At 67.0% G+C, this 12,294-nt stretch carries 10 protein-coding genes; 2 read left to right on the top strand and 8 right to left on the bottom strand.

The features are described 5' to 3' along the window. Positions 1-153 precede the first annotated feature (153 nt). From DIE13_RS26355 to DIE13_RS26340, 4 genes are all read right to left on the bottom strand, one after another. Complete coding sequence (locus DIE13_RS26355) at positions 154-405, bottom strand: hypothetical protein (RefSeq protein WP_096502015.1); 252 nt, start codon at positions 403-405, stop codon at positions 154-156. 100 nt (positions 406-505) lie between these two features. Continuing rightward, positions 506-2,731 (bottom strand): amylo-alpha-1,6-glucosidase, encoded by a 2,226-nt coding sequence (locus DIE13_RS26350; RefSeq protein ID WP_124830023.1) that lies wholly within the window; start codon positions 2,729-2,731, stop codon positions 506-508. 415 nt (positions 2,732-3,146) lie between these two features. After that, positions 3,147-3,809, bottom strand: coding sequence for a YdcF family protein (locus tag DIE13_RS26345; RefSeq protein ID WP_124830022.1), 663 nt, complete (start codon positions 3,807-3,809; stop codon positions 3,147-3,149). 204 nt (positions 3,810-4,013) lie between these two features. After that, complete coding sequence (locus DIE13_RS26340) at positions 4,014-5,048, bottom strand: rod shape-determining protein (RefSeq protein ID WP_124830021.1); 1,035 nt, start codon at positions 5,046-5,048, stop codon at positions 4,014-4,016. Positions 5,049-5,317: 269 nt separating this feature from the next. Between DIE13_RS26340 and DIE13_RS26335 the strand changes: the two genes are divergently transcribed. Continuing rightward, a complete protein-coding gene (locus DIE13_RS26335; RefSeq protein WP_124830020.1) occupies positions 5,318-7,702 on the top strand; it encodes a patatin-like phospholipase family protein in 2,385 nt (794 codons plus the stop codon). Between the two features lie 61 nt (positions 7,703-7,763). On the opposite strand, the gene DIE13_RS26330 is transcribed toward DIE13_RS26335, so the two are convergent. The 3 genes from DIE13_RS26330 to DIE13_RS26320 form a co-directional block, all read right to left on the bottom strand. Next, positions 7,764-8,387, bottom strand: a complete 624-nt coding sequence (locus tag DIE13_RS26330) for an FMN-dependent NADH-azoreductase (protein WP_124830019.1) — start codon at positions 8,385-8,387, stop codon at positions 7,764-7,766. Between the two features lie 289 nt (positions 8,388-8,676). Further along, positions 8,677-9,807, bottom strand: coding sequence for an ATP-binding protein (locus tag DIE13_RS26325; RefSeq protein ID WP_124830018.1), 1,131 nt, complete (start codon positions 9,805-9,807; stop codon positions 8,677-8,679). A gap of 70 nt (positions 9,808-9,877) precedes the next feature. Beyond that, the gene (locus DIE13_RS26320) at positions 9,878-10,588 is read right to left on the bottom strand and encodes a response regulator (RefSeq protein WP_124830017.1); all 711 of its coding nucleotides are present in this window, start codon (positions 10,586-10,588) and stop codon (positions 9,878-9,880) included. Between the two features lie 224 nt (positions 10,589-10,812). Between DIE13_RS26320 and DIE13_RS26315 the strand changes: the two genes are divergently transcribed. Beyond that, a complete protein-coding gene (locus tag DIE13_RS26315) occupies positions 10,813-11,727 on the top strand; it encodes a glutaminase (protein ID WP_124830016.1) in 915 nt (304 codons plus the stop codon). A gap of 132 nt (positions 11,728-11,859) precedes the next feature. Here DIE13_RS26315 and DIE13_RS26310 read toward each other — a convergent pair whose 3' ends face one another. After that, the gene (locus tag DIE13_RS26310; protein WP_124830081.1) at positions 11,860-12,195 is read right to left on the bottom strand and encodes a c-type cytochrome; all 336 of its coding nucleotides are present in this window, start codon (positions 12,193-12,195) and stop codon (positions 11,860-11,862) included. Positions 12,196-12,294: the final 99 nt, after the last annotated feature.

Raw genomic sequence — 12,294 nt, 5'->3', positions numbered from 1 at the left:
GGGGCCGGTTCTCCACAGATTTTGTTGGCAAGCTTGTGGATATCCTGAGCACCACCCGTCTAAGTCATTGAGCACACGGGGTTTTGTGCGCGTCATGCAGGATCGGGCAGCGTCGGCGCGGGCCATGCGGCCGACGCCGGCGCTGCCGGTTCGTCAGTGCCGGTCGAGCGCGCCGCGCAATTCGCTCGCCTTGTCGCGCAGCGCCTCGTAGCCAGAGCGTGCATGTTCGGGGAGATCGGGATCGCCGATCAGCGCGCCGAGCGTTTCGATCAGGCTGAACAGGATGCCTTTCGCCGCGCCTGCCGCGATGCTCTGCGACTCGATCGACTTGTGCAGGTGGTCGACTGCCGCTTCGAGATTCTCGAGGTTCTGCTCGCGATCGTCGGGCCGATTGTCGGTCGTCATCGTATGTACCTCCGCCATCGTTCAAGGGTCATGTCACGATTCTATGCCGCTGCGCACGGTCGTGGCGCGACATTGCGCAACGTCCGTGCGCCCGCCCGGGCTACAGCACCGCGACCACCTTCACGCGCCCCGGCTGCCCCGCCGCCGCGACCACCTGGCCGTCGACACGGCGGAACGTCAGCGACACGGTTTCGTCGCCCACGCGCAGCTCGTCGATACGCAACCAGTCGACGCCTTCCGGCAGCGCGGGACGCTCGACGCGCACCTCGTGGCGCGCCGCATCGACGCTCACGCCGAGACACGCCTGCAGCATCATGAACGGCGCACCGGCCGCCCACGCCTGCGGCAGGCAGGCCACCGGATAGGCGGTCGGCGGTTCGCCGCGCCGGCGCGGGAATCCGCAGAACAGCTCCGGCAGCCGCATCTCGAAGCTCACCGCGGCTTCGAACAGCGCGCGCAGCAGGTTCACCGCGGCCGTCTTGTCGCCGTAGCGCGCGAGCCCGCGCGCGATCAACGCATTGTCGTGCGGCCACACCGAACCGTTGTGATACGCCATCGGGTTGAAGCGCGGCTGGCCGGCCGCGAGCGTGCGGATGCCCCAGCCCGTCTGGAACAGCGTCGAGCCGAGCACGCCGGCGACTTGCGCGCCGCGCTCGGCATCGGGCAGCCCGAACGCGAGCAGATGGCCCGCGTTCGACGCGAACACGCGGCACAGGTCGCCGTGACCGTCGAGCGCGATCCCGTAGAACTTGCCTTCCGGCATCCAGAACAGCGCTTCGACCTGGTCGCGCAGCGTCTTCGCGCGCAGCGCATAACGCGTCGCATCGGCCGCATGGCCGCGCCGGTGCGAGCACGCGGCCATCGCATCGAGCGCCGCGCACGCATACGCCTGCACTTCGACGAGCGCGATCGGCCCGTCGGGGAAGCGGCCGTCCGCGTGAAACACCGAATCGTGACTGTCCTTCCAGCCCTGGTTCGCGAGGCCGCGCTCCGACGTGCGCTGGTAATCGAGCAGCCCGTACGGATTGCGATCGCACTTGTCGGTTACCCACTGCGCGGCGCGCTCGAGCGCTGGCCACAGCTCGTCGATCAGCGCATCGTCGCCGGTGTGTTCGACATAGGCGCCCGCGAGCACGATGAACAACGGAGTCGTGTCGACGCCGCCGTAATACAGCGCGAACGGCACCTCGCCCGTCGCGGCCATCTCGCTGCGGCGGAACTCGTGCATGATCTTGCCGGGCTCCGCATCGCGGAACGCGGACGTCTCGCGCGCCTGGTGCTCAGCGAGAAACCGCAGCACGCCGCGCGCGAGCGACGGCTGCAGCCACAGCATCTGCAGCGACGTGATCACCGCGTCGCGGCCGAACGGCGTCGAGAACCACGGAATGCCCGCATACGGATACGGGCCGGTGTCGAGCTGGGTCGTCAGCAGCCCGAGATCCGCGAGCGAGCGGTCGAGCCACGCGTCGAACAGCGGATTGCCGGTGTTCACGCGCGCCATCGTCTCGCGGCGCGAGCGCATCTCGCGATGCACGCCGACGAGCGCGGTGCGCAGCGCGACGCGACCGCATCCCGGGCCTGCGCCGTCGTGCGCCGAACCGAGCGTCGCGTCGACGGTCAGGTAGATCGAGATGCACGCCTGCGCGGCGATCGTCAGCGTGTAGTCGGCGCGGTCGACCGACAGCGCGTCGGGCGCCGGCGAGAAATGCACCGTCACGTTGCGTTCGACGCCGTCGAGGCCATCGTAGCGCAGCCGCGCCGCGCCTTCGTCGACGCGCGGCGCGGCCACGGTTCCGCGCTTCGGGCGCTGCGTGCCGCGCACTTCGAACATGTCCTTGAAATCCGCTGCGAACGACAGCGACAGCGGCACCTCGGCCTCGCTCGCACCGTAGTTCGTCAGCGTCAGCGCTTCGTAAAGCACGTCGCCCGCGAGGACGCGCGTCCGTTCGATATGGATCACGCCCTCGGGCGTTTCGTGGCCGCCGAGCGGCGGCAGCGGACGGTTCGTCAGGTGCGCGGTGAACGACGCGTTGTCGGCGCTCGTCGCGCCCGACAGCAGCGACGGCGCGCGGCCGCCGAAGGTCAGGCGCCATTTCGACAGCACGCGCATGTCGTCGACGAACAGGCCGTCGTCGTGACCGCCGATGTCGCCGAGCGCATCGCTGACCACGAATGCGTCGCCGGATTTCAATACGTACTGGTTGTTGCGCGCGAGCGCCTGCGGGTCGGCTTCGGGCGCGATGAAGGCGGGCCCCGACGCCTGGGTCGGGGGGGCCAGCGCGGCTTGCGGCGCCTGCGTCGTGGTGGCTTCGGCGTGATTCGGCATCGATGCTCCTGTGTCGAGACGCAACGCGCGGTGCGCGTCGCGTGTTTCGCACAGGATAGGCCAGAACGGGGAGCGCGCGCAGCGACGCGCCGCGCGTCGCGGGGCACCGCATGCGCGCGCGGGTTACGCGCCGGCCAGAACTTCCGGAGGATATTGCCGAGCATCGCGTTGCCGCGAGCAATCGGCACGCTCGACACCTGGCACGGCGCGCAGTCGTTCCGCGAACGTGAATGCCGACGAAAGTCGCACGCCGCACGATGCCCAAAGTCCCGACAATCGCGAATCGTGCGATACCGGTGCACCGCGATCCATTAGCGCGAATGAAAAGTCACGGCCGAATCGACGCAGAAAAGGCGAAAAGACGCGCAACAGAAACGAACTAGTCGACGTGAACCGAATCCCGGCAGGCACCGCCTCATGAAAACAGGCGCATCAGGTAAAGCATCGGCCGGAACGATATCGGCCGCGCATCGGGGTTCAGCCACAGGCGCAGCGCGTAGATCGCATACGCCGGCACCTCCCGCCAGCTCGAATAGACATCGCGCAACTGGAAGCGGCGCGGATACGCGGCCGAGATGTCCGCGCGCGCGATGCCGACCCGCTCGAATGCGAGGCGCGCCCGTGCGAGGTGGTAATACTGGCTGACGATCAGCACGCGCGACAGGCCATGCGCTTGCAGATAGGCGCGCGCGTGCTGCGCGGTCGCGAGTGTGTTGTCGCCCTGGTCGTCGACGGCGATCCGCTCGGCCGGCACGCCGCGCGCGACCAGGTAGTCGCGCATCGCGGTCGCCTCGTTCAGCCCGGGGCCATCGAGCGCGCCGCTGACGAGAAACGCCGGACACTGCCCGGTGCGATAGCACTGCACGCCGACGTCGAGCCGCGCCGCGAGCACCGGTTTCGGCGCACCGCTGTCGTCGAGCGCGTTGCCGAAGATCACGGCGACATCGCACGGCCTGCTCGGCATCCGCATCCCGTATCCGACGAGCGCGACGGCCGCGACCACCCACAGGCAGGCGAAAACGGCCAGCACACGGCCGATGCGGGCTACGCGGCCCCGCCCGGGACGCTCGTTCAACATGGTCGGACTCCTGGAAAGATGCGCGGCCGGCTCGTCCGGCACGCGGCCCGGCATGCTGCCACGGCGCGCGCGCACGTGTCCAGGTATCGATGTCAGCGGGAAGTCGCGATGCCGGACGAAGCCCGCGTCGTTCGGGCGCGCGGATGTTCGGTATTCGAAAGACTTTGAACGAATGTTGCCGGGGGGCCATGTACGGCGCCCGTCTCAATCCACCGGGCACATCGCGAGCCGCCCCATCGCCTCGCCGGCGCCGCGCACCGCGCAGGTGGCCGGCTCGTCCGCGATCCGCGCGGTCAGGCCGGTCTCGTCGTACAGCAGGCGTTCGAGATCCGCGAGCAGCGCGCCGCCGCCCGTCAGCACCACGCCGCGATCCGCGATGTCGGTCACGAGTTCGGCCGGCGCGTTTTCCAGCACCGATTTCACCGCGCGGATCACCTGCTTGAGCGGCGCGGCGAGCGCCTCCGCCACATCGTGATTGGACAGCTCGACGGAGCGCGGCAGGCCGTCCTCGACGCTGCGTCCGACCGCGCGCGTCGACGTGCGTGGCACCGCGCTGGTGGCCGAGCCGATCGTCTTCTTCACGTGCTCGGCGGTCTGTTCGCCGAGCAGCACGCCGTACAGGTTGCGCACATGGTTGACGAGCGCCGCATCGAACTGGTTGCCGCCGACGCGAATCGCCTCGCGGTACACGATGCCACCGAGCGCGATCACCGCGACTTCGGTCGTCCCGCCGCCGATGTCCACGACCATCGAGCCGACCGGCTCGGTCACCGGGAGGCCCGCGCCGAGCCCTGCGGCCAGCGATTCCTCGATCAGTTCGACATCCGATACACCGGCCGCGAACGCGGCTTCGCGGATCGCGCGGCGCTCGACGGCCGTCGCGTCCGACGGCACGCACAGCGTGACCTCGACGCGGCGGCCAAAGCGCGAGCGCGTGCGCGACATGTCGATGAAGCGGCGGATCATCTGCTCGGCGGCGTGCGCGTCGGCGATCACGCCGTGCTGCATGGGCCGCACGGCCTCCAGATGGCCCGGCTCGCGGCCAAGCAGCGCCTTCGCGAGTTCGCCGACCGCTTCGAGCGTCGGCCGCGCGTCGGACGCGCCGGCCTTGCGAAAGCACACGACCGACGGCTGGTTCAGCACCACGCCGCGCTCGTGCGTATAGATCCGCGTACTTGCCGTTCCAGGGTCGATCGCAACGGGTTGCGCAAACAACTTTCCGAACAGCGGTGTCGACATATCGAGCCTTTTTTTGGACGAACGGGCCGCAACGGCCAGGCCGCATCCCCGCGGCGCGCCTTTGCCGCCCGTCCCGTCTGGCGGCAAATCGTTCCGATACTTTAGGCAATTCCGACGATTTTTTCGCGACGAAATTGCCGAAAACGCGTTTTGCGACATGCCCGACTACGCATCGCGCCCCTCGCGTTGCGTCCGTAAAACACGGTACTCTCTCGGTCTTGCCTGCTCCCTGGCAGGCGTCCCATGCCGATCACGCCAGATACTCCACCATGACAGCGACCGCTTCTCTCCGCTGGCTGGGGGTGCGCCAGCTCGGCGCGACACTCGTCGCGCTCTGGTGCTGCACCGTCGCCGCGCAGCCCTCGCCGGCCGCCGACACTGCCACCCGCGCCGCCACCGCCGCCACTGCGCCGGCAACCGCGCCCGCGCCGACCTGCACGGCCGACGGCGGCCCGGCCGGACGTCCGTCGGTCGGCCTTGTGCTGTCCGGCGGCGGCGCACGCGGCTATGCGCACCTCGGCGTGCTGAAGGTGCTGGAAGAGAACCGCATTCCGATCGACTGTATCGCGGGCACCAGCATGGGCGCCGTGGTCGGCGGCCTGTATGCGAGCGGGATGGCAGCCGACGAGATGCAGAAGCGGCTGTCGGAGGTGAACCTCGCGGATATCGCGTTCGACGTGACCGATCGCGCGGACCTGCCGCAAAGCAGCCGCGAGGACGAGCGCCTTTACATCAACGGGCTCACGCTCGGTTTCGGCAAGAAAGGCGTGAAGGCGCCGGTCGGCCTCGTGCAGGGCAACCGGCTGCAGGCGCTGCTCGCGAACTGGACGGCCGCCGTGCCGACCAACCAGCCGTTCGACCAGTTGCCGATTCCGTATCGCGCGGTCGCGACCGACCTGCAGACCGGCCAGATGGTCGTGCTGGACCACGGCTCGCTGCCGCTCGCGATCCGCGCGAGCATGGCGATGCCCGGCCTGTTCGCGCCGGCCGAGATCAACGGCCGCGCGCTCGTCGACGGCGGCCTCGTCAGCAACCTGCCGGTCGACACCGCGCGGCAGATGGGCGCGAAGGTCGTGATCGCCGTCGACATCGGCTCGCAGTTGCGCCCGCTCGACGCGCTCGCGTCGCCGGCCGACGTGATGCAGCAGATGGTCGGCATCCTGATCCGCCAGAACGTGACGTCGCAGCGCAAGCAGCTCGACGCGCAGGACATCCTGCTCACGCCCGACCTTGGCTCGCTCGCATTCACCGATTTCCAGAACGCTCGCCAGGCGATCGCCGCCGGCGCGGCCGCCGCGACCGCGGCGCTGCCGCGGCTCAAGCGCTTCGCGCTCACACCGGAGCAGTACGCGGTGTACCGCTCCGCGCATGCGCAACCGCTGCCGCCGCCGATCCGTATCACGCGCATCGACATCAAGACGACCGGCGGCGTGCCGAAGCGCGTCGTTGCCGACGCGCTGCACGTGAAGCCGGGCGACACCTACGATCCGGCAACCGTCAGCCAGGATCTGCTCGGGCTGACGACCGGCGGCAATTTCGAGAGCGTGACGCAGCAGATCGTGAGCCACGGCGACGACAACGTGCTCGAAATCAACGCGCGCGAGAAATACTGGGGGCCGAATTTCCTGCTGTTCGGCGTCGGGATGTCGAGCAGTTCGACCGACGAAGGAGGCTTCCGCCTGCACGTCGGCTACCGGCGGCCGTGGCTCACCGAATCGGGCCTCGAGTTCCGCGCGGATACGACGATCGGCAGCGACCTGCAGTCGGCGCGCGTCGAGTTGCGCCAGCCGTTGTCGTCGACGTACGGCTATTACCTCTCGCCGTACGCCGAATATCAACGCCGCTACGCGAACCTGTACGACGACAGCGGCGAGGTGAAACTGAACCAGTACCTGATGCAGACGGCGCGCGCCGGGATCGACTTCGGCCTGCCGCTCGCCCGCCTCGGCGACTTCCGGATCGGCCTCGGCTACGCGACCGGTCACGGCTCGCCCAACTACAACCTGCCGTCGGCCGCCGACGAAGACGGCGGCTCGACGCTGCTGTGGCCGAGCTTCACGTCGCAGGCCCTGACCGCCCGCGCGCGGCTCGTCATCGACCAGCTCGACGATCCGATGTTCCCGCGCCGCGGGTACTACACGGAGTTCCGCGTCGAGCGCTCGCTGCTGTCGCACAACAGCGAGTCGGCGATGCTCTTCGGCGGCGACAACCGACCATACACCGAGCTCTACGGCAAGGCGATGATCGCGCAGCAGTTCGGCCGGCACAGCATCAGCGCAACGATCGAGGGCGGCAAGAGCATCGGCGGCACCAACCTGATCAACGCGTTCAACTTCACGCTCGGCGGTTTCCAGCATCTGGCCGCCTACGCGGCCGACCAGTTGAACGGCAACGCGCTCGCATACGGCAACGTGACCTACATGAATCAGTTGATGACGTTCAACGCGTCGCCGGTCAAGGCGCTGTCGATCGGCGCCAGCGCGGAAGTCGGCAACGTGTGGTCGAGCGGCGAGCAGATCGGCGGCGGCACGCTCAAGCAGAGCTATACGTTCTTCACGAGCCTGTCGACCGCGTTCGGCCCCGTGTACATGGGCGTCGCGCTCGCACCGGGCGGGCGGCGCAACATTTACCTGCAGCTCGGCCGCACGTATTGAGCGATCGCGGATGCCGCCACGGCGGCACCCGCGCATGCGGCGCGTCGCACGCATGCCTCGATCAGAAGTCCGCGGCCATCGCCGCCGCGCACGCTTGCGCGCGTTCGATGCTGTCTTGCGCCCGGGCATTCCACGTGTGTTCGACACTCACGCTGCTGACCTCGCGCACGCCGATGAACTTCAGCCAGAACTCGATGTAGTCCGCCTGATGCCGGAATCCGGGATTGCCGGCATCCGCGCCGGTTTCCTGGCTCTGTCCGCGAACATGGATGACCAGCGCGCGCGCAATCTTCAGCAGCGGGCCGTACGCGCTGCCGTCGAACGTGAAGAGCATGTTCCGCTGACTGACGAGATCGATCAGTTGCTTGAGCTTGTACGGATAGCCGAAATTCCACATCGGCACGCCGACGACGATCCGGTCGGCCGCCTGAAACCGCCTCACGAGCGCCTGGATCCGCAGCCATGTCGCCTGCTCGGCCGCATCCATCGGCTCGTTCGCGACGCCTTTGTACTTGGCGCCGATCGCGTCGCTGTCAAAATCCGGCAAGTTTTCTTCCCATACGTTCAGCGTATCGACGTCGACCGATTCGTGCGTGTTGCGGCACGCGTCGACGAATGCGTTGGCGACCGCGATCGAAGCCGACCTTGCGCCGCGGGGAGAGGAAACGATATTCAGTAGCCGCATGATGCGTGATCCCGACAGGAATGCATGAACGAAGGACGGCAAGCGCGGCCGCCCCGGCCTCACTGCTGCTGCGCAGGCCGCCTGCTTCATGCTTTCAGGGGGCTGTCCGCGAAATAATTGCAAATGCAATCGTATAGCAAGGTGCACATGAGTTGCAAATGCAACCTCATGCGATCACGGGATGAGAAAGGTCTTGCGGGGAAAGTCGGCGACGCGCCGCGACACCGATGTGGATCACCGTCGCGATGATCGTTGCCGCCGCGGGTCGACCCGCGCGTGCGGCGTATCGCTAGATCGGCCAGCTGATCTCGAACCGCGCGCCGCAGAGTTCGACCGGATCGACGACCGCGATCCGGCCATTGTGTGCATGGAGCACCTGCCGCGTGATCGCGAGGCCGAGCCCGTAGCCGCCGGTGCGGCGGTCCAGCCGCACGAATGCGTCGAAGATCCGCTCCCGTTCGCTCTCCGGCACGCCGGGGCCATCGTCCTCGACAAAGATTGCGATGTTGCCGTGGTCGATCGAAATCCCGACGACGATCCGCGACGCCGCGTACTTGCTCGCATTGCGCAGCAGGTTGCGCATCGCGTACGACATCAGCCGCCGGTCCATCTTCACGCGCAGGTCGGATTCGAGCGCGATGCGCGACTCGATCGCGCGCTCCGGATACAGCAGTTGCGCGTCGTTGACTTGATGCTCGAACCAGGCGACGGGTGCGGTCAGTTCGAGGTTCGACTGCAGCGAGCTGTACTCGAGACGCGCATACGTGAGGCTCATGTCGATCAGCTCTTCGAGCTCGGTCACGTCCTGCGCGATGCTTTCCAGCGCACCGTGGTATTCCGCCGCGGAGCCCGGTTCGCGCAGCATTTCGAGCGCGAAACGCACGCGTGCGAGCGGCGTGCGCAACTCGTGCGAGATCCCGTTGGTCAGATCGCGCTGCGCGGCGATCAGCCGTTCCATGCGCATCGCGAGCGCATTGAGCGTGCGCGCGAGCGGACCGATGATCACGCTGTGCGATTCCCGCGCGCGCGTGTTGAAGCGCCCGCCCGTGAAGTCGATCGCGCGCTCGCGCACCATCACGAGATCCGACCACACTGGCCGCATCCACCGGTACGCGGCCAGCGCGGGCGCGGTGAACACGAACGCGAGCACAATCCAGATGTCGCCCGGCAGCGCGTCGAACGCGTGCCATACGACCTCCGGCGACAGCACGACGCACAGCGCGAGCGCCGGCACGAGCGCGGTCAGCAGCACGAGGCCGAGCAGATGCAGGTAGGTGCGCACGTACAGGCGCGACCAGCTCGGAATGCGGTCGGCGCGCGTGTCCGTCCACGCGCGACGGAAATGCAGCCAGCGCCATTTAACATAGCGCAGTGTCGAAAGCGGCGGTGCGTCAGGGTGCGAACGGGTGCGTCGGATCATCGCGGCTTCCGGTCAGGGGTATCGGGCAACGCGGGCGCGCGGCGGCAGACGGTGCAGTACGCGGGCGGTGTCATTCCCACGCGTGCTTGCTGAACTGGTAACCCTTGCTGCGGATCGTCTTGATCCGCTGCGGGTTGCTCGCATCGTCGCGCAGCTTGCGGCGCAGCTTCGAGATGCGGCCGTCGATCGTACGGTCGAGGCCGTCGAATTCGACCCCGCGCAACTGCAGCATCAGGTCGTCGCGGCTGACGACTTCGCCCGCATGACAGACCAGCACCCAAAGCAGGTCGAACTCGGCCGACGTGAGGTCCGGCGAGTCGCCGCCGGGCAGCACGACCGAGCGGTCGGTGCGGTCGATCGAGAACTGGCCGAACGTGTAGCGCTCCGGTTGCGGCGCCGCCCCTTCCGCCGCGCGGGCCGGTGCGCGGCGCAACTGCGCCTTGATCCGCGCGAGCAGGATGCGCGGCTCGACCGGCTTGTGCACGTAGTCGTCCGCGCCGAATTCGAGACCGAGCAGCTCGTCGAACGGCTCGTCGCGGGCCGTCACCATGATGATCACGCCGTCGTACTGCTTGCGCGCCTCGCGGCAGATCTCGAAGCCGTCCTTGCCCGGCAGGTTCACGTCGAGAATGACGAGATCCGGGCGCATGGACAGGATCGCCGGCACGGCGGCGTCACCATGCAGCACAGTGTCGACTTCATAGTCGTTCTTGCGCAGGTAACCGGCGATCAGCGTGGACAGGCGGGTGTCGTCTTCGACGAGCAGGATGTGAAAAGACATGGGCGGCGATCGGATCATACGGAGAGACCGCAGCGGCGGCAACGGCTTGCACCGGCTGCCGGCCATCGGCCGAAACGTACCGCATGATACTGCGCCCGCCGTTCGCCTGTTTGGAGATCTGGAAAATAGGGGCACGATTACTGTCGCGCTTGACGAATCGGCGCCGAAACGGTTCCATACGGGCTCCCTGGAATCCGGGCCACCCGCCCACCCTGCCTCACGTGATGAACTACCAGCCGATCCTCGAACGCATCCATACCGAACTCGCCCCCTGGATCGGCCAGGGACGCGTCGCCGACTACATTCCCGAGCTCGCGAAAGTGCCCGCCGACAAGTTCGGGATGGCCGTCGTGACGCTCGATGGAAACGTTTACACGGTCGGCGACGCGCACGAGCGTTTCTCGATCCAGAGCATCTCGAAGCTGTTCGCATGCACGCTTGCGTTCCAGATGCTCGGCGACGCGCTGTGGGAACGGGTCGGCCGCGAGCCATCCGGCAACGCATTCAACTCGCTGGTGCAGCTCGAAAGCGAGCGCGGCAAGCCGCGCAATCCGTTCATCAACGCCGGTGCGCTGGTCGTCACCGACGTGCTGTGCCGGCGTTTCGTGCGGGCCGAGACGGCGCTCGTCGAATTCGTGCGGCGCCTGATCGGCGCGGTCGATATCGACTACGATTCGCGCGTCGCGCTGTCGGAGCTCCAGCACGCGGAACGCAACCGCGCGATGGCGCATTTCATGGCGAGCTTCGGCAACATGCAGATGCCGCCCGAGACGGTGGTCGATGCGTATTGCCGGCAATGCGCGATCACGATGAACTGCGTCGAACTCGCGCAAGCCGCGCTGTTTCTCGCGAATGGTGGTGTCGCGCCGGTTACCGGCGAGCGGATCGTCGATGCGAGTTCGGCGAAGCGGCTGTCGGCGTTGATGCTGACTTGCGGCACTTATGATGCGGCGGGCGATTTCGTTTATCGCGTTGGCTTGCCCGCGAAAAGTGGCGTCGGCGGCGGGATCGTTGCGGTGCTGCCGGGGGAAATGGCCGTGTGCGTGTGGGCGCCGGGGCTTGATGCGAACGGGAACTCGCTGGCGGGGACGTTGGCGCTGGAGTGGCTGACGACGTATACGGGGCGGTCGATTTTTTGAGGCGTCGAAGTCGAGCGTGCCTCGCCTGGCGCTGTGGCAGCAGATTCGTTTCGGCGCGCGCCGGCTTGCTCGATGGTGGAATTCGGCCATCGGCGGCAATCGACCCATCGCGACCAGACGGTCAACACGGAATCATGGGCTTTGGGAAATCACGTCGCTCATGTATTTATTCAGATCGCGAAAATCCTGAACGGTCCAGGAGTGCGGCGCCAGCTTTACGCCGTTCTCCCTCAAAGTTCTCGGAATCAGGTCCCCGTTCGGACGAAGTATTACCGATGAAACAATGACGCCTGGATAATCACGGAGTCGCTTTTTGAACGCTGCAGTTGTGAGGTCAGGCGTGGCAGGATTGCTTTTCTTGGCCAATGGCCCGGTGCCCTTGATGTCTGCGCCATGGCACATAGCGCATCTCTGTATATAGAGATTTTTCCCGTTGATGTCTTGCGAGAAGGAGGAGGTATCCGGAATTTAGTGTGTGAGGCGGGTTGAGATTCAGACTCCAATGTTGAATCGTTCCGGGTAAAGCAGCGCAAACTGGGTCATCGCGCTCTTCCAATCGTGCCGGGA

The organism is Burkholderia sp. Bp9016 (assembly GCF_003857765.1).
In the GTDB taxonomy this organism is placed as follows: domain Bacteria; phylum Pseudomonadota; class Gammaproteobacteria; order Burkholderiales; family Burkholderiaceae; genus Burkholderia.
Note: the sequence above shows the minus strand (reverse complement) of the source record. Positions and strands in the feature narration are given on the sequence as shown.

Bases quoted from the DNA above. Each gene is read 5' to 3' on its own strand.
- DIE13_RS26345 (WP_124830022.1), bottom strand. From the start codon at position 3,809: ATGTTGAACGAGCGTCCCGGGCGGGGCCGCGTAGCCCGCATCGGCCGT.
- DIE13_RS26355 (WP_096502015.1), bottom strand. From the start codon at position 405: ATGACGACCGACAATCGGCCCGACGATCGCGAGCAGAACCTCGAGAAT.
- DIE13_RS26330 (WP_124830019.1), bottom strand. From the start codon at position 8,387: ATGCGGCTACTGAATATCGTTTCCTCTCCCCGCGGCGCAAGGTCGGCT.
- DIE13_RS26315 (WP_124830016.1), top strand. From the start codon at position 10,813: ATGAACTACCAGCCGATCCTCGAACGCATCCATACCGAACTCGCCCCC.
- DIE13_RS26325 (WP_124830018.1), bottom strand. From the start codon at position 9,807: ATGATCCGACGCACCCGTTCGCACCCTGACGCACCGCCGCTTTCGACA.
- DIE13_RS26340 (WP_124830021.1), bottom strand. From the start codon at position 5,048: ATGTCGACACCGCTGTTCGGAAAGTTGTTTGCGCAACCCGTTGCGATC.
- DIE13_RS26335 (WP_124830020.1), top strand. From the start codon at position 5,318: ATGACAGCGACCGCTTCTCTCCGCTGGCTGGGGGTGCGCCAGCTCGGC.
- DIE13_RS26350 (WP_124830023.1), bottom strand. From the start codon at position 2,731: ATGCCGAATCACGCCGAAGCCACCACGACGCAGGCGCCGCAAGCCGCG.
- DIE13_RS26320 (WP_124830017.1), bottom strand. From the start codon at position 10,588: ATGTCTTTTCACATCCTGCTCGTCGAAGACGACACCCGCCTGTCCACG.